This window comes from Methylocaldum gracile, from assembly GCF_053646815.1.
The window spans coordinates 3137984-3160521 of sequence record NZ_CM132196.1 but is presented as its reverse complement, the minus strand read 5'-3'; the positions used below and the strand labels follow the sequence as shown (position 1 = coordinate 3160521).

20 protein-coding genes and 1 tRNA gene are annotated in these 22538 nt (G+C 58.0%); 2 read left to right on the top strand and 19 right to left on the bottom strand.

Annotation, left to right across the window (positions count from 1 at the left end):
* Nucleotides 1-114: 114 nt before the first annotated feature.
* The 12 genes from ACWJJK_RS13850 to ACWJJK_RS13795 all read right to left on the bottom strand — a co-directional run bounded on the left by ACWJJK_RS13850 (nucleotide 115) and on the right by ACWJJK_RS13795 (nucleotide 11207).
* Complete coding sequence (locus tag ACWJJK_RS13850) at nucleotides 115-2226, bottom strand: putative bifunctional diguanylate cyclase/phosphodiesterase (RefSeq protein ID WP_454128184.1); 2112 nt, start codon at nucleotides 2224-2226, stop codon at nucleotides 115-117.
* A 283-nt stretch (nucleotides 2227-2509) separates the two neighbouring features.
* A tRNA-Met gene (locus ACWJJK_RS13845) sits at nucleotides 2510-2586 on the bottom strand.
* Nucleotides 2587-2669: 83 nt separating this feature from the next.
* On the bottom strand, nucleotides 2670-3182 hold the full coding sequence (locus ACWJJK_RS13840; protein ID WP_434101691.1) for a phosphatidylglycerophosphatase A family protein: 513 nt from the start codon (nucleotides 3180-3182) through the stop codon (nucleotides 2670-2672).
* A complete protein-coding gene (thiL, locus tag ACWJJK_RS13835) occupies nucleotides 3175-4137 on the bottom strand; it encodes a thiamine-phosphate kinase (protein WP_454128183.1) in 963 nt (320 codons plus the stop codon). Before thiL ends, ACWJJK_RS13840 begins: the two co-directional genes overlap by 8 nt.
* A 36-nt stretch (nucleotides 4138-4173) precedes the next feature.
* Nucleotides 4174-4770, bottom strand: coding sequence for a transcription antitermination factor NusB (gene nusB, locus ACWJJK_RS13830; protein ID WP_077729845.1), 597 nt, complete (start codon nucleotides 4768-4770; stop codon nucleotides 4174-4176).
* Nucleotides 4767-5246: a 6,7-dimethyl-8-ribityllumazine synthase gene (gene ribH / locus ACWJJK_RS13825; RefSeq protein ID WP_434151703.1), complete on the bottom strand. Its 480-nt coding sequence runs from the start codon at nucleotides 5244-5246 to the stop codon at nucleotides 4767-4769. The genes nusB and ribH overlap by 4 nt, the downstream gene beginning before the upstream one ends.
* Nucleotides 5247-5263: 17 nt before the next feature.
* Entirely contained in the window at nucleotides 5264-6367 is a 1104-nt protein-coding gene (gene ribBA, locus ACWJJK_RS13820) for a bifunctional 3,4-dihydroxy-2-butanone-4-phosphate synthase/GTP cyclohydrolase II (RefSeq protein WP_205780727.1), read from the bottom strand.
* 2 nt (nucleotides 6368-6369) lie between these two features.
* Complete coding sequence (locus ACWJJK_RS13815) at nucleotides 6370-7026, bottom strand: riboflavin synthase (RefSeq protein WP_454128182.1); 657 nt, start codon at nucleotides 7024-7026, stop codon at nucleotides 6370-6372.
* 30 nt (nucleotides 7027-7056) lie between these two features.
* Nucleotides 7057-8169 carry a bifunctional diaminohydroxyphosphoribosylaminopyrimidine deaminase/5-amino-6-(5-phosphoribosylamino)uracil reductase RibD gene (gene ribD, locus ACWJJK_RS13810; protein ID WP_454128181.1) on the bottom strand — a complete coding sequence of 371 codons (1113 nt, stop codon included), beginning with the start codon at nucleotides 8167-8169 and terminating at the stop codon, nucleotides 7057-7059.
* A gap of 4 nt (nucleotides 8170-8173) precedes the next feature.
* Nucleotides 8174-8683, bottom strand: coding sequence for a transcriptional regulator NrdR (nrdR, locus tag ACWJJK_RS13805; protein ID WP_077729842.1), 510 nt, complete (start codon nucleotides 8681-8683; stop codon nucleotides 8174-8176).
* Nucleotides 8684-8750: 67 nt separating this feature from the next.
* Nucleotides 8751-10007, bottom strand: a complete 1257-nt coding sequence (glyA, locus tag ACWJJK_RS13800) for a serine hydroxymethyltransferase (protein WP_077729841.1) — start codon at nucleotides 10005-10007, stop codon at nucleotides 8751-8753.
* 204 nt (nucleotides 10008-10211) lie between these two features.
* The gene (locus ACWJJK_RS13795; RefSeq protein ID WP_434112306.1) at nucleotides 10212-11207 is read right to left on the bottom strand and encodes a PspC domain-containing protein; all 996 of its coding nucleotides are present in this window, start codon (nucleotides 11205-11207) and stop codon (nucleotides 10212-10214) included.
* A 240-nt stretch (nucleotides 11208-11447) separates the two neighbouring features.
* On the opposite strand from ACWJJK_RS13795, the gene ACWJJK_RS13790 reads away from it, so the two are divergent.
* Together ACWJJK_RS13790 and ACWJJK_RS13785 are read left to right on the top strand one after the other, a co-directional pair.
* Nucleotides 11448-12779, top strand: a complete 1332-nt coding sequence (locus tag ACWJJK_RS13790) for a SpoIIE family protein phosphatase (RefSeq protein ID WP_454128180.1) — start codon at nucleotides 11448-11450, stop codon at nucleotides 12777-12779.
* Between the two features lie 52 nt (nucleotides 12780-12831).
* Nucleotides 12832-13947, top strand: a complete 1116-nt coding sequence (locus tag ACWJJK_RS13785; RefSeq protein ID WP_156879423.1) for a glycerophosphodiester phosphodiesterase — start codon at nucleotides 12832-12834, stop codon at nucleotides 13945-13947.
* Here the strand turns inward: ACWJJK_RS13785 and ACWJJK_RS13780 are convergent.
* The 7 genes from ACWJJK_RS13780 to ACWJJK_RS13750 all read right to left on the bottom strand — a co-directional run bounded on the left by ACWJJK_RS13780 (nucleotide 13913) and on the right by ACWJJK_RS13750 (nucleotide 22533).
* Entirely contained in the window at nucleotides 13913-14113 is a 201-nt protein-coding gene (locus ACWJJK_RS13780; RefSeq protein WP_077729838.1) for a hypothetical protein, read from the bottom strand. The genes ACWJJK_RS13785 and ACWJJK_RS13780 overlap by 35 nt on opposite strands.
* A 965-nt stretch (nucleotides 14114-15078) precedes the next feature.
* Nucleotides 15079-16296 carry a toxic anion resistance protein gene (locus ACWJJK_RS13775; protein ID WP_086135047.1) on the bottom strand — a complete coding sequence of 406 codons (1218 nt, stop codon included), beginning with the start codon at nucleotides 16294-16296 and terminating at the stop codon, nucleotides 15079-15081.
* A 184-nt stretch (nucleotides 16297-16480) separates the two neighbouring features.
* Entirely contained in the window at nucleotides 16481-17851 is a 1371-nt protein-coding gene (locus ACWJJK_RS13770) for an ATP-binding protein (RefSeq protein ID WP_086135048.1), read from the bottom strand.
* Nucleotides 17848-18531 carry a response regulator transcription factor gene (locus ACWJJK_RS13765; protein ID WP_086135049.1) on the bottom strand — a complete coding sequence of 228 codons (684 nt, stop codon included), beginning with the start codon at nucleotides 18529-18531 and terminating at the stop codon, nucleotides 17848-17850. The genes ACWJJK_RS13770 and ACWJJK_RS13765 overlap by 4 nt, the downstream gene beginning before the upstream one ends.
* A gap of 115 nt (nucleotides 18532-18646) precedes the next feature.
* Nucleotides 18647-18943: a PepSY domain-containing protein gene (locus tag ACWJJK_RS13760; RefSeq protein WP_133718289.1), complete on the bottom strand. Its 297-nt coding sequence runs from the start codon at nucleotides 18941-18943 to the stop codon at nucleotides 18647-18649.
* 143 nt (nucleotides 18944-19086) lie between these two features.
* Nucleotides 19087-19551 (bottom strand): hypothetical protein, encoded by a 465-nt coding sequence (locus ACWJJK_RS13755; RefSeq protein WP_086135050.1) that lies wholly within the window; start codon nucleotides 19549-19551, stop codon nucleotides 19087-19089.
* A 189-nt stretch (nucleotides 19552-19740) separates the two neighbouring features.
* Nucleotides 19741-22533 carry an Hsp70 family protein gene (locus ACWJJK_RS13750; RefSeq protein WP_086135051.1) on the bottom strand — a complete coding sequence of 931 codons (2793 nt, stop codon included), beginning with the start codon at nucleotides 22531-22533 and terminating at the stop codon, nucleotides 19741-19743.
* Between the last annotated feature and the right edge of the window lie 5 nt (nucleotides 22534-22538).

The window sequence follows — 22538 nt, the reverse complement described above, 5'->3', positions numbered from 1 at the left end:
ATTCGGCGGCGTGGCCGATATAGGGGGCGACGATATTTGCGATGCGTAGCGCCTTCCTCCGCAAACGCTACGCCAGGCGAGAAAACGTGACAGGCGGGCGGCTAGCGTCCTGGTTTATTCGGTCGTAACAGTTTCCGTATCATGGATGCTTTGCCGACGCGGCGTACGGCTCAGCAACCACTCGGTCAACGCGTGGGCAGGCATAGCGCGTTGAATGAAGTAACCTTGTCCCTCTTCGCAGCGTTCTTCTCTTAGAAACTGTAAGTGGCGCGCATTTTCGATGCCCTCGGCAATAACCTTGATTCCCAAGCTGTGCGCCATTGAGATGATGGCTTTGGTGATCGCCATGTCGCTCGCTGAGGTATGAATGTTCTGGATGAACGAGCGATCGATCTTCAGTGCGTCGATCGGCAATCGCTGTAAGTAGCTTAGAGAGGAATAGCCGGTACCGAAATCGTCGATCGAAATTCTGATTCCTCGTTTGCGGAATGCCTCGAAGATTTGCAGCGTAGCATCGAGGTTTTCGATCATGATGCTCTCGGTAATTTCCAGTTCCAGGCAGCTCGGGTCGACTTGTGTTTCAGCAATGATGGCATCGAGTAACGGAACAAGATGATCGAGACGATATTGCCGGACGGAAATATTGACGGCCAGGCGTAACGGATACAGCCCCAGTTTGTGCCATTCGCCGAGTTGCCGGCACCCGGCCCGCAAGACCCATTCGCCGACCGGCAGGATCAGATTGGTTTCCTCGAGCAAGGGTATGAACTGATCCGGCGGTACAAGCCCAAACTCGGGGTGGTTCCACCGAATCAGGGCCTCGACTCCGATGACGCTTCCGGTTTGAAGATTGATTTGCGGCTGATAGCTCAGGACGAACTGGTTCTTCTCCAAAGCCAACCGCAGTTGGGTTTCCAGTGTGAGTCGTTCCAGGGCCGCGGCATTCATGCCGGGCGAATAAAATTTGAAGTTGTTGCGTCCCTCGCACTTAGCCGTGTACATGGCGCGGTCGGCATTCTTGACCAATTCTTCCATCTCGGTAGCGTCCGACGGGTAGAACGCGATTCCGATACTAGGCGAAATGAAAACTTGATGACGTTTCAGGTTAATCGGCTTGTTCAGCGCATGGATAATCTTTTGTGCAACGATTTGCGCCTTTTGCGGCTCCGTGATGTTCTCCAGAATGACCGTGAATTCATCGCTTCCCAAGCGCGCCGTCACGTCGCTCTCGCGGACCGACTGTTTGATGCGCGCGGCGACCTGCCGCAGCAATTCGTCGCCGGCGTTATGACCCAGGGAATCGTTGACGGTTTTGAACCGGTCGAGGTCGACGAACAGCAGTGCGAGGCCGGTATTGTTTTGCCTGGTCCGATTGATGGCTTCATTCAGTCGTTTATTGAACAGTTCGCGATTGGGAAGCCCTGTCAGCGTGTCGTAATGAGTGAGATTGCGGAGACGATCTTCGATCTTCTTGCGTTCGGTGATGTCCGAGATGGTCGCGATATAGTTCAACAACCGGCCGTTCTCGTCTCGTACGACATTGATGGTGAGCCATTGAGGATAAATGTCCTGATTCTTCCGCTTGTTCCAGATCTCGCCCTTCCATTGTCCGGTCAGATCGATAGCCTCCCACATGCTCCTATAAAATGCCTTGTCGTGTCTGCCTGAGCTCAGAATAGCCGGCGTATTGCCGATGACCTCCTCGGGCGCGTAACCGGTGATCGAGCTGAATGCGGGATTGATCGCGATAATGCGCGTTTCGGAATCGGTGATCAGGACACCCTCGGTGACGTTATGAAACACCATCTCGGCAATTCGATCCCGGTTTTCCGATTCTCTCTGGGCGCGGAGCAAGCGTTCTCGGTCGAGAACCTTTTGAATGACAGACGGCAAAAGATCGAAGAATGCCTCATGCTCGTCCTTTACGACATAATCCGTGGCGCCAAGCCGAAGAGCCTCGACAGCGACATCAAAGGCGTGATCGCTACAAATCACGATGACGCCGGGGACGAACGGCAAGGCCAGCATTTCGCGAAGGGTGGTCAATCCGCGCTTCCCAGGAATCAATTGATCGAGAATCACGAGGTCGTACTGTTCCCTAGCCAGCCTTTCCAGAGCCTCGTCGCAGCTTGCCGCGATATCGACGCGATGACCAAGTTTCGCTAGACGTGCCTGTACGAGAAGCGCCAGGGAGGCGTCTTCTCCAAAGTAGAGGAAGTGAGCCATTATGATTTGTTATTGTGCTGGGACTGATGAACGAAGCTTAGTTTATCGCTTATCCCTCAGGACATAACCACAGTTCGGCACACAAAGCGTGCTTGCTCAGAAGAACATCGGATCGTGCGGCTTTATGTCGCGATCCAGGCGGAGCGGGCAAACCCGATTGGCAACTCGGGCCTTAATCAGACGTTCGGCAGGAGGAAAAGAGACGGCTCGGTTTCTGCGTATCAATGGGATCGCCAGAAACGAAAAAAGCCTACAGATGTTGATCTGTAAGCCCTCAAATTGTTGGTAGCGGGGGCAGGATTTGAACCTACGACCTTCGGGTTATGAGCCCGACGAGCTACCAGACTGCTCCACCCCGCGTCAATTCAGAGTACTATACCGTAAACGCTTCCTCGATGCAATCCAACGTTTACTTTGGGTAACGAAACAGGCTCGTCGGATCTTCAGATTCCGAATCCCGTTCGTAACAATATTAAGCAAATGGCTGCGTAAATACCGGCCAATCCATCATCGAGCATTATTCCGAGTCCGCCGTGAACGCTACGGTCGAGCATGGCGATCGGCCAGGGTTTCCAGATGTCGAAAAGACGAAAGGCCAGGAAGCCGGCGAGCACCCATTCCCAGGAGGCCGGCATGAACATCATGGTGATGAGAAAGCCGGTAATCTCGTCCCACACGATGCCCGGATGATCCTGCACGTTGAGCTGTTGCTCGCACCGCCCGCAGATATAAACGCCGGCGATCAACAAGACGATTACGGTGAGTGCATAAAACGGGGTGCTTAGATTGGCTGCCAGCAAGTAGATCGGAACGGCGACCAGCGTTCCGAAGGTTCCCGGTGCGACCGGCGCAAGACCGGAACCGAAGCCGAATGCCAGGAAGCACGCGGGATTACCGAAAATCTCCGCCGGTTTGATGAGGCGATGGGACCTTGTTTTTATTGTCTGATTAATCACTGGAAAAGTGCTGATATCCGTCTTGGGAAAGCTCGATGGACCTGCCGTCTTTGAAGAGTCTCAGGCCGGTTTGCGGCTCGATTTGGCCAATCAGGGCGAACGGAAAACCGCCTGTCGTTAGGCAGCGCTCCAACTTCTCCCGATTTCCCGGCGGAACGGTGAAACAAAGTTCGTAATCGTCGCCCGCCGATAACGGCATCCGCCAGTCGCCCGTTTCCTCGATATAACGGCGTACCCCGTCCGGTAATGGCAACCGTTCCCAGGCTAGCGTCGCGCCTACGCCACTAACTTCCAAGATATGTCCGAGATCGGCGGCAAGTCCGTCGGACACGTCGATACTGCTGTTAGCCAAGCCGCGCAGCTTCAAGCCGATATCGACGCGGGGTTCCGGTCTTTCCAGATGGGCAATGGCCGTTTGGTCTTCGATACCGGTTCGGCCCTGACGCATCTTGAGTCCCAGCCCTGCGGCGCCCAATTCGCCGGTCAAATAAATCAGGTCGCCGGGACGCGCGCCGGAACGTCGAAGAGCGCCGTCTCGCGGCGTGAGGCCAAGGGCCTGGACGGTAATGGTCAAAGGGCCGCGGGTGGTATCTCCACCGATCAATTCGACGCCGTAGCGCTCGGCCAAAGCGAAAAAACCCTTTGCGAAACTTTGCAGCCAAGCGGCGTCGGCATGGGGAAGGGTAAGCGCGAGCACCACCCACTTGGGCTTCGCTCCCATCGCGGCGAGATCGCTGAGATTAACGGCCAGTACCTTGTGGCCCAGGCTTTCCGGATCGACATCGGACAGGAAATGGACTCCTTCCACCAGCGTATCGGCGGTTACAGCCAGATCCTCGCCTTCCTCGACGCGCAGTAAAGCGCAATCGTCGCCGACGCCCAAAACCGTGGACGGATGCTTGACGGCTTGATCGGTGAAAAAACGGCGAATCAGTTCGAATTCACCTAAGGCCATGGCATTGTGCAAAGTAGAAGGGTAGTGCGGCAACTACTAGGTTTTATGCCGCGTTTGTATTTCCGCCGTGCGGTGCTTACGGGCTAAGCGATCCAAGATGCCGTTGATGTACTTATGGCTTTCCGTGGCTCCGAAGTGCTTGGCGAGATCGATGCCTTCGTTGAGCACCACCCGGTACGGTATTTCCAGGCGGAACAGCAGCTCGTAAGCGCTGATCCTAAGGATGGCCCGCTCCACTGGGTCGATTTCGGCGACCGGGCGATCGGCGAATTCGCCTAGCGCCGAATCGATCGTGTGAAGGTGTTCGGGTACGCCATGCAGCAGTTCCTTAAAATAACGGGCGTTGATTTCGGGTGCGCAGCAATGCTCGATCAGCTCGTCGAGCGGCGGCCTTTCGGGCTGCTGATCTTCCGTTTCCCGCTGGCGGCAGTATTTCTCGAGCGATTCTTCGAGCAGATTTTGTTCGTGATCGGTCAGGTCGTATCCGCTCTTATATCGTCTGAAAAGGACCTTTGCCTCCTTCAATTCACCCAGGAACTGGGCTTCGATCGCCGACAGATCGGCGTCGCTCAACTGCCATTGATAAACGGCCTGTACCGCGCAGCGGCGCGCCATGGTTCGCGCATTACTCATGCCGAACCTATCTGGTTCAATAAGTTGACCATCTCGACCGCGGATAACGCCGCTTCGGCGCCTTTGTTGCCGGCCTTGGTTCCGGCCCGTTCGATGGCCTGTTCTATGGTATCCACCGTGAGGACGCCGAAGGAGACCGGAATTTCATGCTTGAGCGAGATGCTGCTGATGCCCTTCACGCATTCGCCGGCCACATAGTCGAAATGAGGCGTTGAGCCGCGAATGACAGCGCCGACGGCCACGATGGCATCGTAGCGCTTCGAAGCGGCCGCTTTCTGCACCGCCAGCGGCAGTTCGTAGGCCCCGGGCGTCTTGACCAGATGGATATCCTCTTTTTTCGCGCCGTGCCGCAAAAGGGCATCCACCGCGCCGGCAACCAGATGGTCGACGATGAAGCTGTTGAAGCGTGACGCCACGATGCAGAAGCGGGCGCCTTGGACCAAGAGTTGGCCTTCGTAGGTTTTGATATCGGACATCGATGTTCTCTCTATTCTCAGGAAACGTATTCGACGACTTCCAGCCCATAGCCGGATAAGCCAAGGTATTTTTTCGGCGCGCCCAATACGCGGAGCTTGTGCACACCCAAATCGGCCAGGATTTGCGCACCCGTTCCGGTGGTGCGCCAATCGTCGGTCTTCGGCTCGTCGACAGCCATTTCGATGCCGTTATCTTCCATCTGATACTGGTGTATGCGTTCGACCAGAAACTTGTCGTCCTCCTCCTTGCGGATGACCACCAACACTCCGCGCCCTTCGTCGGCAATACGTTTCATGGCATTGCGCAGGGGCAGTCCGCTGTCGTTCCGTCTGGCACCGAAAAGATCGCTAAGGAGATTGCGTCCGTGCACCCGGACCAGTATCGGCTCGTCGCCAGCAACTTTTCCCATGGTCAGCGCCAGATGCAGGCGCTTGTCGACTTGATCCTGATAGGCGTGCAAACGGAATTGACCGAATTCCGTCGGAAAATCGCAGGAGCAGATCCGTTCCACGGTCTTTTCGTTCTGAATCCGGTAATGAATCAAATCGGCGATGGTTCCGATCTTGAGTCCGTGCTCTTGCGCGAATTTCTCCAAATCGGGGCCACGGGCCATGGAGCCGTCTTCGTTGAGGATCTCCACGATCACCGCGGCGGGCTCGAGCCCTGCCAGCCGAGCGAAGTCGCAGCCGGCCTCGGTGTGTCCGGCGCGATTGAGCACCCCTCCCGGTTGCGCCATCAGCGGAAAAACATGACCCGGCTGCACCAAATCGTCCGGCTTGGCGTCCGGCGCTACAGCACAAAGAATGGTGCGGGCGCGGTCCGCGGCCGAAATCCCGGTGGTGACGCCGCTTGCGGCTTCGATGGATACGGTGAAATTCGTGGAATGCGGCGTCTTGTTCTCGTTCACCATCAAGGGCAAGCGCAGCTGCTGGCAGCGTTCGCGGGTCAGCGTCAGACAGATCAGTCCGCGGCCGTAACGCGCCATGAAATTGATGTCCTGGGGGCGTGTGTGCACGGCTGCCATGACCAGATCACCCTCGTTTTCGCGATCCTCGTCATCCATGATGACGACCATTTTGCCGAGGCGGATGTCCTCGATGATTTCTTCGATGCTGTTCATGTTCAGGAGATAAAGCCGGTATTCTTGAGAAGTTCTTCGGTAATGGCCGGCCCGCTTTCGGCGGCGCGATCTCCGAGCAGAAGCCGCTCCAGATAACGGGCCAGGATGTCCACTTCGAGGTTCACCCGCTGCCCCACGCCAGTTTCGCTCAAAGTGGTCTCGGCCAAGGTATGGGGAACGATGTTGATACCGAATCGATTGCCGTTCACTTCGTTGACCGTCAGGCTGATCCCGTCGACGCAGATCGAGCCTTTCTCGGCAATGTATTTCGCCAAACCGGCCGGCGTTTCGATGGTAAACCGCACCGAGCGGGCTTCGCTGCGCTTGTCGACCACCGTGCCCACGCCATCCACATGGCCGCTGACGAGATGCCCCCCGAGGCGGGTGGTAGGGAGCAGGGCGAGTTCCAGATTGACATGGGTTCCGGTTTTGGCGTCGCCGAGCGTGGTGCGCGACAGGGTTTCACGCGAGACATCGGCGGCGAAAAACCGGTCTCCGAGTTCGATTGCCGTCAAGCACACGCCGTTGACCGCGATGCTGTCGCCCAATTGGACATCGGCGAAAGGCAGTTTGCCCGTAGCGACCGTCAAGCGGCAATCGCCGCCTTTAGGCTCGATGCGGGTTATTGTTCCGATTGCTTGGATAATGCCGGTGAACATAAAGAGCTCGTTGGTGATTCAAAAAAAACGTTACTGCCTGAACAAGGTCAGCCTGAGGTCGCGCCCGACCTGCCGCACGTCGCTAATCGTCATCTCGAACCGCTCGGCCATCCGCGTCAAATCCGGCAAGTGGAATAGTCCGCGCGCCTTATCGCCCAAAACCACCGGCGCGAGATATATCACCCATTCGTCGACCAGGTTTTCCCGGAGCAAGGCGCCGTTCAGAGTCGGGCCGGCCTCCACCAGAACTTCGTTGAATTGATGGTGTCCGAGCCAGTCGACGACCGCCGTCAAGTCCAGTCGCCCGTCAAGCGTTGCGGGCAGGGTTTCGATGTCGAAGCTGTCCGATAAGGTCTGAGTTCGTTCCTCGTCCGACACGGTCGTCAAGACCACCGCGCGGTTCCCCCCGCCGGCGAGACGCATGCTCGCGGGCATGCGCAGCCGGGAGTCGAGGACGACACGGACCGGCTGCAAAATCTCTCCCGCCGCTTCCGGCAAGCGTGCCGTCAGTTCCGGGTCGTCCTGCAGCGCCGTGCCGATTCCGGTCACGATGGCGGAGCTTCTGGCCCGCAAACGATGGGCGTCGCGGCGAGCGTCCTCGCCGGTAATCCATTTGCTTTCGCCGGAGGGCAGGGCGGTGCGACCGTCCAGGCTCATGGCCAGTTTGCTGCGGATATAAGGCCGGCCGGTTTTCATGCGTTTGCAGAAACCGGGATTCAGTGCCGTAGCCGCGTTTTCCAAAAGCCCGCAGGCGACGTCCACGCCGGCGTCTCTGAGTGTTTTCAGACCCTCGCCCGCAACCCGTGGATTCGGATCTTTCATGGCCGCGACCACGCGGGCGATCCCGGCCGAAATCAGAGCGTCCGTACAAGGCGGCGTTTTGCCGTGATGGCAGCACGGCTCCAGGCTGACGTAGGCAGTCGCGCCGTGCGCCCGCGCGCCGCTTTGCCGGAGCGCCTCGACTTCGGCGTGAGGTCCTCCCGCTTGTCGATGCCAGCCCTCGCCGACGATTTGGCCGTCTTTGACGATGACGCAACCGACGCGCGGATTGGGATCGGTCGTGTATAAACCCCGCTCGGCTAGATGCAGCGCACGAGACATGAATTCCGCATCTTCGCGGGCAAAAACCGTAGATAGCTCCATCGGGCTATGGCTCCGAATCGTCGCCGAACAAGTCCGGCTGATCCTTCTTTTCATCCGGATTCGGCTGTTTCTCGAGACGATCGATGACCTCGCGAAACTCGTTCACGTCCTCGAAGCTGCGGTACACCGAGGCAAACCGAACATAAGCGACATGGTCAAGCCCGCTGAGTTCTTGCATCACGCTTTCGCCGATCAATCGCGATGAGACTTCGCGCTCGCCGCGGGCCAATAGCTTCTTTTTGATGCGATTGATGGCCGCCTCAATCCGGTCGCTCCCCACCGGTCGCTTTTCGAGGGAGCGAAGAATGCCGGCGCGAAGTTTTTCTTCGCGGAACGGTTCACGGCTGCCGTTGGCCTTGATCACCCGAGGCATATTCAGCTCCGCAGTTTCGTAGGTCGTGAAGCGTTCCCTGCATTCGGTGCATTCGCGGCGCCGACGTACCTGATCGCCTTCCTGTGACAAGCGAGAGTCGATTACTCGGGTGTCTTGAGCACCGCAAAATGGACAGCGCATTATTGTTTTTTTGAAAGCGGAACGGCGCAGCCCGGTAAGAAATCCGCGTCGCTCCGAGAAAAAACGCTCAATCCGCGTAGACGGGATATCTGCGGCAAAGCTGGAGCACGTCCTCTTTTACTCGCTCGATGACCGATTCGTTCTGCGGCTCGTCGAGTACGTCGCACATCCATCCGGCCAGCGTTTCGCAATCGAGCTTGGTGAAACCGCGGGTGGTGACAGCCGGAGTGCCGACGCGAATGCCGCTGGTGACGAACGGCGACTGGGGATCGTTCGGAACGGCATTCTTGTTTACGGTAATGTTGGCTCGTCCCAATGTTTCGTCCGCCAGTTTGCCGGTAAGTCCCTTCTCGATTAGGTCCACAAGGAACAAATGGTTGTCGGTGCCGCCGGAGACGATTTTGTACCCGCGGTCGATGAAGCGTTGCGCCATGGCGCGCGCATTTTCGACGACGTTCGCCTGGTATTGCTTGAATTCCGGCTGTGCGGCTTCCTTCAAGGCGACGGCTTTCGCCGCGATCACATGCATCAAAGGTCCGCCTTGAATGCCGGGGAAAACCAGTGAGTTCAGTTTCTTTTCGATATCCGGATTGGATTTCGCCAGAATCAAGCCGCCGCGCGGGCCGCGCAGGGTCTTGTGGGTGGTTGTCGTGGTGACGTCGGCGATTTGTACCGGGCTCGGGTAGACACCGGCCGCGACCAGTCCCGCGACATGCGCCATGTCCACGACCAGAAAGGCGCCGACCGAATCGGCGATGTCGCGGAAGCGCTGCCAGTCGACAACGCGCGAGTAGGCCGAGAAACCGGCAACGATCATCTTCGGCCGGTGCTCCTTGGCCAGGGTTTCGACCTGTTCATAATCGATATGGCCGGTCGCCGGATTGAGACCGTACTGGATGGCGTTGTAAATCTTGCCGGAGAAATTGACCTTGGCGCCGTGGGTCAGGTGGCCGCCGTGGGCCAAGCTCATGCCGAGTATGGTGTCGCCGGGTTCGAGCAGGGCCATATAGACCGCCGCATTGGCCTGCGAGCCGGAGTGAGGCTGGACGTTGGCGAAATCGGCACCGAACAGTTCCTTTGCGCGTTCGATAGCCAGACTCTCGACGATATCCACATACTCGCAGCCGCCGTAGTACCGTTTGCCGGGATAACCCTCGGCATACTTATTGGTGAGCACGGTGCCTTGTGCTTGCAACACACGGGGACTGGCGTAGTTTTCGGAAGCAATCAGCTCGATATGGTCTTCTTGTCTTCTTTCTTCTTTTTCAATGGCAGACCACAGTTCGTCGTCGAATCCCGCGATTTCCATACCCTTGCTAAACATAAAAGCGAACCTACAGGCTGGTGGTTAGATGAATGGCATATTGTAACGCAACGGCCACGGGGACAAACTCGCTTTGTCATACAAAAAATTATTCGACGATGGATCACCTCGAGCTGGCGGCATGGCAGCAGTAATTCGGTACTGGCGGGGCCGGCGTGGGCCATACACACCTTTGGTTCCGGAGCGTTTTGGCCGCTGCTGCATTCAATCCGGCAGCCGGAAGGATTGCTCGGCGAATTTTTCCTTGAGGAATCGTCCGTGCACCAGCAACCCTTGGGCGTCCTTTTCAAACAGGCTTTTCGCAAGATCGTGCAGGGCGCGATCAAGCAAGTTCAGTTGGTCGTTGAGCGATTCCTCGGCGGTCTTGCCGCTGCTCAACTGTTGCGAGCGCGCCAAGGCCGGCGGAAGTTGCAGATATTGGTTGACGGTATCCGGCAGATAATCGAAAGCGATCTTGCGCACCTCGAAAGGCGTCAAATCGAACACATCGCCGCCGCTATCGGTCCTATCCATGAGAAACGCCAGTTTTTCTTCGATTTGTTGCAGCGTGCGCAAGGTGCTTTCACTCGCACGTTCGCGCAGTATTTCTCTGAGAGGTGCGAGCCGTTCCTTCCATAACCTTACGTGCGGCGAAATCATGTCGGCATCGCCCACGGTGAGGTGTATCTCCTGATCGATCAATTCGTTCGAGGCGCGTTGAAGCTCATCCTTCAGTTCCGCCAGTTCCATGTGTGCGCGTTTGAAAGGAGGCAGGTTTACGGGGAAGGGCAGCATTTGTTTCAGGATGGCCGGAAAACGCAGCAACGCCTGCTCCCTTAGCGAATCGATCGTTCTCGGCGCAAGACCGGTATGTTCGAAATAGGGCGCGATGATCTTGATTACGTCGAAGGTTTCCTGAACCTCGTCGGCGATTGGCGCCGGCAACCGGCGATGGGCCTTGCGGACCAGTTTCTCGACCCGTCTGAGTTCCCGGGACAGACGCCAGGACACGTCCGGCATCGGCGCCTCGGTTCCGGCCGGCAACAGAGCCCAAAGCGCCAGATAAATCCACATCGTCAGGCTGAACGAAAAGAACACGGATAGGGCGAAGAGAAAACGCACCAGCGTGACGTCTACGCCTAAATAATCCGCGATCCCTGCGCATACGCCGCCCAGCCTGCGCCGCTGACGGTTGCGTTGGAGTTTGGGTCTGGAACTCATTTTTCGGAGCGATTGGAACGGATTTGCTGTATCCGGATAGCCAGTGTTCGGCATGGGTCTAGATTCTAAACGAGAAGTTGACACTTCGAACGAAAAAGGGCGGGAAAGTTTCGAAATCCGAAACGCCGCGGTCGGAAAAGCCGTACGGACTAAGCCGGCGCATTCAGCACAATGGCACATCCCGATTCCGGTAAGATAGCGGGTAACGAGTTGGAACGCCAAAGTGCGGAAATCCTAGCAATGAACGATTTAGAAACAGGACAGAACCCGATTGGCCTCACCGAATCGATTTCCGAGATGGCGAGCGTCGACTGGGAAAACTTGGTGGATCACAGAACCTGCGTTCAGCAGAACGAGCCTCTGGCTCGCGTCCAGGAGAAGTTCCGGCAGGCTGACGTCAGCTTCATGGCCGTCCTCGACAGGAAACGCGTGATCGGCCTGTGCGCGCGCCACGAAATCGGCATGTGTCTCGGCTCTCAATACGGGTTCTCGCTGTTCGGAACGGCGCCGGTCCGCGATCATCTGGTCGCACAGCCTTTGTTGATCAACATCAACCAGCTTTGGGCGGACGTGCTTCAGCGCGTGTTTTCGCGGACCGGCGAAAGCTTCAATCAGGACGTGCTGTTGGTCGACGATAGATGCACGTTCCTGGGGCTTATTTCGGTGCAAACCTTGGTCCGCCTCCAGACCCGGCTGTTGATGCAAAGCATCGTGCAATTGGAGCAAAAGCAGGCCGAAATCAGCCGACGCAATCAGCAGTTGACGGAAGACTTGCGCATGGCCCGCGAGGTACAGCTGGCCATGTTGCCGCGGACGGTGCCGACCATTCCTCCCGAGGTCGCGCCGGACTCAAGTGTTGTACGCATTTTCAGCCACTATGCCCCCCTCGGTCTGGTAAGCGGCGATTTTTTCGAGGTTTTTCCGATCGCCGACGATGCTATCGCCATTCTGATCGCTGATGTTATGGGGCACGGTGTGCAGGCAGCCTTGGTGATGGCGATGATGGGGGCGTTGATACAGAATCATCGCGAGGCGGCCAGCGATCCGGGCAGGTTACTGACGTCGCTGAACCGAAGTCTTTGCGAGATTTTGAAGTGCAGCAATCTGTGGACGTTTGTCTCGGCTTTTTCGTTGGTGATCGATATCGGAGGCGGCCAGCTCCGATACGCCAATGCCGGACATCCTTGCCCCATCCACCTACGTCGGGGATCCGGACGCGCAGTGCACCTGGATTGCGCGCAATCGAGCAATGGCGGCGTACTCGGCGTGAGACCCGACGTGACTTATCGTACCGGTAGCGCCGAATTGAAGGCGCGGGATGCCGTGCTGCTCTTCACCGACGGACTGTTCGAAATCCGGGGGGAGGACGACGACATCCTCGGCCAGGAGCGTTTGCTGGAGTTAGCAGCAGCGACCATGAGCCAATCGGGCGAGGTACTGGTTCAGGAACTGCTCAACGGTGTTCGTGGCCCGTCTCTCCATGGGGAGTTCGAAGACGATGTATGTTTGTTGGCTGTCGAAATCGGCGATATCGCGTTCGAAAAATCCCGTTTTCAAGTGTGCATGGAATAGGCAGAATCTCCGAACCAATGGGTTTGGATTTAGCGTCTGCTGCATTCTGATCATGACCGGTTGTACGCCTCACTCAAGCTTTCCGACCTTAAGCGGAGCACCGCCCGTCGTCATCGCCCACCGTGGCGCTAGCGGCTATTTGCCGGAACATACGCTTGCCGCGTATGAGCTCGCGATCGAGCAAGGCGCGGACTTTATCGAGCCCGATCTGGTGTCCACCAAGGATGGGATGTTGATCGTGCGTCACGAGCTAAACATCAGCGAAACCACCGATGTTGCCGAGCATCCCGAGTTCGCCGCCCGCCGCACATTCAAGACCATCGACGGGATACATGCGGAGGGCTGGTTTGCCGACGATTTCACGCTTGCCGAAATTAAGACATTGCGCGCGAGGCAACGTCTTCCGTTCCGCCCGCAGCAGTTCAACGACCGATTCGAAATCCCGACCTTCCAGGAAGTGATTGAATTGGCAAAACGAGCAAGTGAACGGAGCGGACGGGTCATCGGCATTTATCCGGAAACCAAGCACCCCACTCACCATCGATCGGTCGGCCTGCCGCTGGAGGAGAAACTGGTCGAGATGCTGGAGCGATACGGACTGAACGGAAGAACGGCTCCTGTAGTGATCCAGTCCTTCGAGACGGACAATTTGAAAGCCTTGAGGAAGATGACGGAGGTCCGGCTCGTGCAGCTCATCGATGGGGATGGTGTTGCGCCGGGTGGCGGCCCGATACCCGGCAAGCCGTACGATTTCACCGCAGGCGGCGATCCCCGTACCTATGCGGACCTTTTGACTCCGGAGGGGCTAATGGAAATCAAAACCTATGCTGACGGAATCGGACCATGGAAACGTTATTTGATCGGTCTTGCCGATCCCGGCGAAGTCGGCGCGTCGAGGAATGATTACGGTGAGAAATTGGGGTACCCGACCGCTGTCGTTCGGGATGCGCACAGTGTCGGCCTGTTCGTTCACGCCTGGACGTTTCGCGACGAATCTCGCTATCTGGCAAGCGACTATGGCGGTGATCCGCTGAAGGAGTACCACCAGTTTTATAGCTTAGGCGTCGATGGCGTATTTTCGGAGTTTCCCGATACGGCAGTCGCCGCGCGTGCAGGCAAGAAAAACAAAGGGATCAAGTCCCGCGATAGATTTCAAAATGGCCGTTGATCAGATGACTGACGAATTCGGTCCATGTCATCTGTTGATTGGGTTCGGCATTCGGCATCCAAGCGTTGGGATCGTATTGTATCGCTACCGTGTTTGCCGCCGGATCCAAGCCGACGATCTGGAAACGGTTACCGGAAAGATGGTCGTGTCCGACATGTTTGTTCATAGGGTAGGTCTCCTATTTGAGTCATCGCAGAAGATAAGTGGATAAGTGAAGTCATCGACGTTCGATGAGCCAGGGCGGCTAAGGAGATTCCGTATTCTAGCTTAAGAGTGGCAGTTTGTAGGTGTTTTGCCCCTTGAAGGTGATTCTAGCGCGCATGTGACCGATTTTTTCTACAGTTTGGGAATCTTCCGAGGTCGAATGGCGCGCTACCGGATCTTGCAGGACACCAAAGAACCCGTTGCGTCATTAGTTTGTCAAATAGAAACGATAGCCTCGTGTTAGGAAAAGACAACAGGAAGAACTTATATGCAGAACGGGTGTATCAAAGTCATTGGGCGTCGGCGCGTTTATCCGGTCCGAAAGGGATGGAATGAGCCGTTAGAAGCCCACCGGCGGGACGCGAACGGGTGTGAAAGCGAGTGCCAGAAACAGGAGACACCGAGCACTCAAACTATTCCGACGCAGCCGAGCCGAATGGAAAGGGATTGACAGTTCGAATACGAACGAGCAGAAGGTGAAACGGTCTGTCGGGGATGATGCTTTATTGCTCCGCGCCATTCCCCCTCGCATGACCATCCGATGCCGCCTCGTTGGCTAGTCGGTCGGAATTGTCGATAACGCGAAGCTTACGACATTGCGACCGACGAGCGGCCGGCGTCGTGATGCATCTGGCGCAGTTCTTCGTATTGTGTTTAGGGGCATCATGCCACCTCAGCGGAACTGGCGCCGGCCAACGAACCTGTTACGAGCTTTCACGGATACTTCGAAGAATCAATCATCTAGGCCAAGATATCGGTTGACTCAACAGGGTTCCCTAGCCTCGATAATGCAATTGGCTAACGGAGTTCCTAACAGGCTTTGGAGTCCAAGTCTCTTGCTTACCCACCTCGTTCTGGATTCGCCGTGTTCTGCCGGAGCAGAATCTGGTTGTAAAAGCGAGATGCTCTTCCGCTGTCGGGCTCGCTTTAGAGCCGAATCTCGTCCGATTCGTCCAATTCGAATTCTTTGATGACCTCGGCTTGCTGTTCGCTCCGAACCCGGTCGAGATAGGTCTTGGCTTTATCGACTTCGTGCGTTAGAAGCTTGACGGTCTCCTTCATATTGCCGAGCGCCTGAGTCTTGTATGTCGCTATCGCATCCATGGTCTCGTAGATATTCTCGAACGCCTGTTTCAGCTGATCCAGGGATACCGCCGAACTGGCGGCTTGTTCGTGAGTACGGGCCGCTTGCTGTTTCAGGAGGCGCGACGTGGAGGCGATGAGATTGCCGGTGGTGGTGTTCAAGGCTGAAATCTGATCCAGCACCAGCTTTTGATCGGTCAGCGCTTGCGCCACGATGACCGCGGTTCGCAGTGCCGATATGGTCGTCGACGTGGCTCGGTCGACGCCTTTGATCAGCTCCAGGTTGTTCTTGCGAATCATGTCCATCGATAAATAACCCTGGATCGTCACCGCCATCTGGGTCAGCAGATCCTGGACTTTCTGGCGCGTATAAAAAAGCATCTCCTCGCGGACGACGCGCGCTTTCTCGGGATCTTGCGCCTCGATTTCCGGTAGGCGGCGTTCAATGGCCTCGTCAAGTTTTTTCCCCACATAGATGTATTGCTCGAGCCTTTGCATGACTTCCCAGGCATGAATTTTTTCCTGCTCCAAAGCGGCATTGTCTTTGCGGAGCTCGTCCTGGCCATTGTAGAGCGCCTGGATGATGGCGTTCAGATGCGTTTGCGCGGATTGATAGCTTTCGAAGTAATTTTTGAGCTTGTTGCCGAGCGGAATGATTCCGAGGAGTTTCCGCGGGGCCAGGAGGTCGCCCTGACGCGAAGGGTCGAGCTGCTCCACGGTCGCGCGCAGTTCCTGAAGCGATTTCGAGATGCTCGAAGACTCGTCATACACTCCGGATTTCATGGCCCGTACCGGGCGTTCCAGAAGCCGGTTCGAAACCGTTGCCGCGGCCCTGATCTCGCGATTGCCCATGTTGTGTACGCCGGATAGCCGTTCCCGGAATTCGGCGTCGTTCACATCGGCGGCTAGGACGGTGTGCAGGAATTCCGTAATTTTCTCGTCCAATTTGGAAATGGTTTCCTGATCCAGTTTAACCATGCTGGTCGCCTGTTCCTCGTCGATTTCGGGGACCGGCTGGGGCGGAGTCAAGGTCAGAGTGTCGTTCGAAGTGGCTTCGGCCATGGTTTTCTCCGGATGAAAATACGGTAAAAAGTAGTCAGTAAAAGGCGAATTCGCATCCCAATCGCAAACGGTCGCTTTAGTCGCGATCCTTTCAATCGCAAACGATCGGTTCGGGAGCGCCGGGATAACCCTTTCATTAGATCGAATTCGAGACAATTTATCGAACTATTCGATGCGGACCATGTTAGCCGACATTCCGAATCACGATTGCTGCCCCCCCGAGCGGGCTTCGCTCGATCACGAGCTGGCCGAGATAGGTCCGCACGATGGAATCCACGATGGCGAGGCCGAGGCCGTGCCCGGGCACAGACGAATCGGTGCGCTCACCGCGGCGGGTAACGCGCTCGGCCACATCTTCGGCAATTCCGGGGCCATCGTCGTCCACCCGCAGTTCGAGATGCGAGCTTGTTCCCAGCGGTTCCAAAACCGTCCGGGCGCTCAGTTCGACTCGGCTTCGACACCACTTGAAGGCATTGTCGAGTAGGTTCCCAAGGATCTCGAGCAAATCGCCCTCGTCGCCGTGAAAGACGACGTCGTCCTCGACCATGATTCGGCAGTCGACCTGTTTTTCGGCATAGACCTTGGCCAGTGCGGCCGCGACTTGGCGGGACTTTTCCGCGACACTGACCGGCGGAGTCAGGTGGGTTCGCCCGGAGGCGGCGGCTCGCTTCAGTTGGTACTCGATAATTCGAGTCATGCGGTCGATCTGTTCCTGGGCTACCGCGCCGATTTCGCTGTCGGCGTCCGAATTCTGTTTTTCGATGGCGCCGCGCAACACGGCGAGCGGGGTTTTCAGGCTGTGCGCGAGATCGCCCAGCGCATCCCGATACCGGGCAAGGTGGGACTGTGCATTCTCCAACAGAGCATTGAGGTTGTCGGTCAGTCCGCGCAGTTCTTCCGGATACTGGCCAACGAGTTTGTCGGCATGGCCCGCTTCGATGGCCGAAAGGTCGGCCGCGACCCGGCGGAGCGGCGAGAACGCCCAGCGGAGAATAGCGCCTTGCACCAGCAGCAGCACTAGCGCCGCGGCTCCGAGCCAGCTCCAGAGACTGCGCCGGAATTGATTGACCTCTGCGTAGAATCCGTCCAGGGTTTCGGCCACGCGAAACACGCAGCGAACCGGTCTTCTGCGCCCCTCTTCCTCCCACAGTACGCTGAAACTGAGCACATAAACCGGCGTGCCGTCTTCCAATACGGCGCTGCTGAATGTGGCAGTGCCGGTCTGAGGTGTGAGTGTCGCGGGAATTTCAATGCCCGCTGCGGACGGGGATCGCCAGTCCGGCTTGCGGTTGCCTCGACGGATGTCGGCGTAAAGCCCGGACCCGGTTTGATTGAAGCGAGGCTCATGCAGGTTTTCGGGGCCCTTCATGACGCCTCGGGCATCGAGTTCCGAGCCGGCCAGAAGGGTATAGACAAACCCTTGCAGCCTGTCGCGCATGGCCGCCTTTGCGCTGTCGCGGAAGGCCTTGTCGAGGACCAGCCCGGTTGCGCTGAGAAAGGCGATCAGCACCACACTGGCGACGAGCAGTCCCCTCGTCCGAAGGGAATAGGTCATCCGGGCGTGCGTTCCAGGGTAAACCGGTAGCCGCGTCCGCGGAGCGTCTCTATGGGGCGATGGACGTTCTGGGGATCGAGTTTCCGACGCAGCCTGGCGATGAAGACTTCGATCACGTTGCTGTCCAGATCGAATTCCTGGTCGTAGATGTGTTCGGTCAGGGCCGTTTTGGAGATGACCTTGCCGGTATTCAGCATCAGATATTCGAGAACCTTGTATTCCTGCGCGGTCAACTCCACCGGCTGGCCGTCGACACGTACGCTCTGTGCTCCGGTATCGAGCACGATAGGGCCGCACCGCAGCAGGGATTGCGCGATGCCGGCGGACCGCCTCAACAGCGCCTTGGTCCGGGCGAGCAGTTCTTCGAAATGGAAGGGTTTGCTCAGGTAATCGTCGGCTCCGGCGTCCAGCCCTTCCACCTTGTCTTGCCAGCGGTCGCGCGCGGTGAGGATCAGAATCGGAAAGTTGATGCCGTCGGCGCGCCAATGTCTGATGACGTCGATGCCGGACACCAGCGGCAGCCCTAAATCGACGATAGCCAGATCGAACGGATATTCGTTTCCCATAAAAACTGCTTCCTTGCCGTCGGCCGCGGTGTCGACAGCGTAACCGAGGGCTTGCAAGCGCGACTTTAGCTGAGAGCGGAGCTCGGCTTCATCTTCGACGATCAGTAGGCGCATGAAACTCGCTTGAACACAGCTTGTTTGAGGGACTTAGCCGACATCACTCGTGGCAGCGGAGTTTCGGCACGGGAGCCAACCGCAGCGATCATTCCGGGCTGGCGCCTTTGGTGTCTCATCGGTTGGCGTCGACATGGAAGACGCGCACGCGGCCGTCCGGCATGAGCACTTTGATGCGATAAGTGATCGTGCCGTTATTTCTGATGGTATCGGCAGCCAGTATGCGACCGCCGGTTTCACGCCGGATGCGCTGAACAGCCTCGTCTAGGCTTATGCCGGGCCCGAACTGAGGCTGGCGCGCGATGAACGGCGTCATCAAACCCTCCGGACCGAACGGCGGCTGTGAATAGGACGGAAATGCCATCAGCAGCGAACAGCCCAGGGTGAAGGACAAAAAGCGTTTGTTTATCACGCGGCTCGATGCGACTAGGGCGTTTCCGAAGTATGAGCCGGGCCGCAAAATGCCGCCCGGCACTGAGGTAGGCGCAGAATAACACTGTCGTTTCCGGACCGACAACGGGCTCTACCAAGCCACGGGTCAATGATGTTCCTGGATCAGTGGCCGATCTCGTGTCCCAAGACGGCTCCGGCTACCGAGCCGGCGATGATGGCGCCATGATTGCCGTAGCCGACTTGTTCTCCAACCATGCCGCCGAGGACGCCACCCGCGACGATCGGTATGGCTCCGGACAAACCGCTGCTACGGCCGTAATAGGAAGGGTAATCGTCGTGATAGACGACTCGCGGCGGCTGGTAATGGTGAATATGGCGATGTACCACGCGCGGCGGCCGGTAATAACGTGGCGCAGGCTCGTAGTAATGGTGAATCACTCTCGGGCGGTGATGATCATGGCCGTGGTGATGATGTCCATGATCGTAGTGACCGTGGTGCCGATACCCATGATCGTGGTGGCCGCGATGATGGCCGTGGCCCCAATGGTCGCGGTCGGCGCGCGCGCCCGATGCAAAGGCGAGTAAGGCGATTGTGCTTAGGGCTATGATTTTATTCAGCGGTCTCATGACTTGATCCCCCGTTCAAAAACTCGAAACTGGCGCCGGATTCAAACCCGTGAGATTTGCCGGCAGGATAAAGATAGTCTTCTGTTCCTGAACGGAAGCTGAATGGGAATGGGCGGCTTTATGGCTCCGGCAGCTTATCGCTAACGATGCGCTTCCCTTCGTTCAGCGCATCCTACGGACTTCGCCGCATCAGGCAATCAGCTTCAGGCCGGGGGGCAATGCCTCGCCGAAGATGCGTTTTTCGTCGGCTTCGGAAAGTTCTTTTACTTCGGACACCATGCCAATCCAGGAGTCCGGCGCTTTGCCGACTCTCAGCCGCTCGATGACGCGTTGCCTCAGCGCCGGATCGATGTCACGCTCCCGGTCACCGCTGAGTCTCGCGATGAGAGCGGCGGCGAAGCCGGCATGCGGCTCTTTTTTGAAGTCGCGGCTCAGGATCTGGGCCAGCCATTCCCCGGCCGTGACGCGGGAAACCACGTTATGCACGCTGCCGTGGAACGGTACGCGAGCACCGACGCGGCCTAGCGCCCACCAGCTTTCGGCGGGTTCGCTGGGCTTGGACAGGCGCTGGAGAAGCCAGCTTCCCAATTCGGCCTTTTGGGATACGGGGAGCCGTTCCAGTACGGCCGCAAGTCTCACCATGTCCTCATAGCTGCGCTTTTTGGCGAGGGCAGGGAGATTGCCGCGCTTGGCGGTTTCCGGATTGATGAAGTCGGCCACATCCTTGAATATCGAAAGCTGCGCCTTTTCGTTCAAGCCGCCAGCCAGGCGGCGCCAGAACGTCCACCATTCAGTCCAGTTCTGGATTTCGTTGACGAATTGCAGACCTTGCCCGTAAATCGCGAAGACCTGTTCAACCCGCCAATCGTCCAAGGGATAGCCGAATCCGGGACGGAGGCAATATCCGGTCAGGCTGAACCACAGGCGCTCGTGCTCGGCCGATCGCCGCCGGTGAGGCAGGCCTTCCAGCAGGGCGCCGAACAAATCGCGTAATAGGGCGGTGTCCCAATCCGCTCGCGGTCCGAGAATCTTTTCAAGTTCGCCGCGCAATCCTTTGACCAGCTTGGTGTCGGCCGCTTTCGCTTTTTTCCCAAACACCAGGCGGACTTTCTCGACGGCTTCATCGAGGCGCGGGTGGTGCCGGGCTTCGGGCAAAACCGTCTGCGGGACGGCCTGCCGCAATTGGAACTCGATCCTCCATCGCCGGTCGGGATCGTCGGCTGCTACGCAGTGCAAATCGAGAGTGCCGACCTCGGTTAGGGATGCGGCGATCTGCACGGCTTGCTCCGTTCGCCCTTGTGCGCTTTCCCGCTCCAAGACAGCAGCGAGGGGCGGCAAGTGAACGAAACGGTCTCCGTCGATTTCGGCAAGGTCTCCCGGCTGGAAACGCCGGTCCTCGCTGGTTGAGGCCAGGTTGAAACGCACCGGTTGTCCTAGCCTGAGCAGGAAGGAGCGGTCGGTCAACACGATCTCCCGGCCCTCGTCGGTCCCCCGCGGCAGAATGCAGATACCCTTGGGGATCCCGTCCCGGCCGGTTTCCACCACCAGAAAATAGCTGCGCGCCGAGCCGCCGCCTATGCGCTGAACGGCATGGCCGCGCCGCGCGAGTCCGTAGGCTACCGCGCCGTAGGCTACTGCCAGATCGGGACGGTCGTTTTTGAGCAGGACGGGGCGTTGTTTTCCCCAAAACGTCACAAGTTCTACGAGACGCTGGGCTATGGTCGAGCTGCGGAACACGCCACCGTTGAGAAGAACAGCATCGGGAATGGGGTCGGCGGAGTCCGATCCGAGGGCCTCTCGCGCAGTTTCGAAGTGGTGAGTCAGAAAAGCAGCCAGATGCTTGCTGATCGCGGGATCGGCGGCGTAGGGCAGGCCGAATTCGACGACGCCGCTGCGTTTTCGGTCGGGATGATCGGCGAGGCTCACCATCGGGAAAAAACCGTCGAGAGCGATGCCATGGACCTCGCTTCGGGTCAGCTCGACCGAGCGCGCGCCTCCGATGAGCCGGGCTCCCGTGCCGAGTAGTGTTACGGTCGCGGCTTCCGGCGCATCGGGAGCCAGCAGCCGTTCCTTGGCTAACCGGCATTGTTCGACCAGTTGGGAAAGCTCGGCCGCAGACAGCTTTCGATCCTCGCCCACCAGGCGGCGTTCCGCAAGATGAGCCAAGGTGAGATCGATGTTATCCCCGCCCAGCATCAGATGATTGCCGACGGCGATACGGGTGAGCTTGGGTTCGTCCTCGCCTGGCTCGACCTTGATCAAGGTCAGGTCCGTGGTGCCGCCGCCGACGTCGCAGACCAGCAGCAAGCGCACGCCGCCGAGCTGCTGACGTAAGGACTGGCGGTGGTTCCAGAGCCAGTCGTAACAGACCGCTTGCGGCTCTTCGAGCAGGCGCACTGTCGCGAATCCGGCCAGCCGGGTGGCTTCGAGCGTTAGAGTGCGTGCGGCCTCGTCGAATGAGGCCGGTACGGTCACCACGATCTCCTGCTCTTCCAGTGGCGCCTCGGGATGGTGATGATTCCAGGCCGAACGCACGTGGCGGAGGTAGCTCGCGCTGGCTTCGACCGGAGAGATTTTCGGAATCTCCTCCGGCGCGCCCCAGGGGAGGATAGCGGCGGTCCGGTCCGCGGCGGCATGGGACAGCCAGCTCTTGGCACTGGTCACGAAACGTCCCTGGCTTTTCGAGCCCAAGATCCGCGCCAGCTTGCCGATGATCGGACGATAAGCCGACTCCGGCTCCGAAGAAGGCCAGGGCAATCGCACGTCCGCTACGGTCAGTTCGTCCGGCGATGCGTGATAGCGAACAGACGGCAGCAGCGGTTCAGCCGCCACTTCGCCCGGCGCAACCAATTGGTCGATTTGAAAAAGCTCGATTTCGGCCGGAGTACCTTTGGTGAGGTCTGCATGGGCGACCACGGTGTGGGTCGTGCCGAGATCGATGCCGACAAGATAGCGAGGCGTCTGGCTTGATGATGCGGGCATGGGTG

Bases quoted from the DNA above. Each gene is read 5' to 3' on its own strand.
- thiL (WP_454128183.1), bottom strand. From the start codon at position 4,137: ATGGCCTTAGGTGAATTCGAACTGATTCGCCGTTTTTTCACCGATCAA.
- ACWJJK_RS13785 (WP_156879423.1), top strand. From the start codon at position 12,832: ATGACCGGTTGTACGCCTCACTCAAGCTTTCCGACCTTAAGCGGAGCA.
- ribD (WP_454128181.1), bottom strand. From the start codon at position 8,169: ATGGAGCTATCTACGGTTTTTGCCCGCGAAGATGCGGAATTCATGTCT.
- ACWJJK_RS13815 (WP_454128182.1), bottom strand. From the start codon at position 7,026: ATGTTCACCGGCATTATCCAAGCAATCGGAACAATAACCCGCATCGAG.
- ribBA (WP_205780727.1), bottom strand. From the start codon at position 6,367: ATGAACAGCATCGAAGAAATCATCGAGGACATCCGCCTCGGCAAAATG.
- nusB (WP_077729845.1), bottom strand. From the start codon at position 4,770: ATGAGTAATGCGCGAACCATGGCGCGCCGCTGCGCGGTACAGGCCGTT.
- ACWJJK_RS13790 (WP_454128180.1), top strand. From the start codon at position 11,448: ATGAACGATTTAGAAACAGGACAGAACCCGATTGGCCTCACCGAATCG.
- nrdR (WP_077729842.1), bottom strand. From the start codon at position 8,683: ATGCGCTGTCCATTTTGCGGTGCTCAAGACACCCGAGTAATCGACTCT.
- ACWJJK_RS13755 (WP_086135050.1), bottom strand. From the start codon at position 19,551: ATGAGACCGCTGAATAAAATCATAGCCCTAAGCACAATCGCCTTACTC.
- ACWJJK_RS13850 (WP_454128184.1), bottom strand. From the start codon at position 2,226: ATGGCTCACTTCCTCTACTTTGGAGAAGACGCCTCCCTGGCGCTTCTC.
- ACWJJK_RS13770 (WP_086135048.1), bottom strand. From the start codon at position 17,851: ATGACCTATTCCCTTCGGACGAGGGGACTGCTCGTCGCCAGTGTGGTG.
- ACWJJK_RS13780 (WP_077729838.1), bottom strand. From the start codon at position 14,113: ATGAACAAACATGTCGGACACGACCATCTTTCCGGTAACCGTTTCCAG.
- ACWJJK_RS13775 (WP_086135047.1), bottom strand. From the start codon at position 16,296: ATGGCCGAAGCCACTTCGAACGACACTCTGACCTTGACTCCGCCCCAG.
- glyA (WP_077729841.1), bottom strand. From the start codon at position 10,007: ATGTTTAGCAAGGGTATGGAAATCGCGGGATTCGACGACGAACTGTGG.
- ACWJJK_RS13765 (WP_086135049.1), bottom strand. From the start codon at position 18,531: ATGCGCCTACTGATCGTCGAAGATGAAGCCGAGCTCCGCTCTCAGCTA.
- ACWJJK_RS13795 (WP_434112306.1), bottom strand. From the start codon at position 11,207: ATGAGTTCCAGACCCAAACTCCAACGCAACCGTCAGCGGCGCAGGCTG.
- ribH (WP_434151703.1), bottom strand. From the start codon at position 5,246: ATGTCCGATATCAAAACCTACGAAGGCCAACTCTTGGTCCAAGGCGCC.
- ACWJJK_RS13750 (WP_086135051.1), bottom strand. From the start codon at position 22,533: ATGCCCGCATCATCAAGCCAGACGCCTCGCTATCTTGTCGGCATCGAT.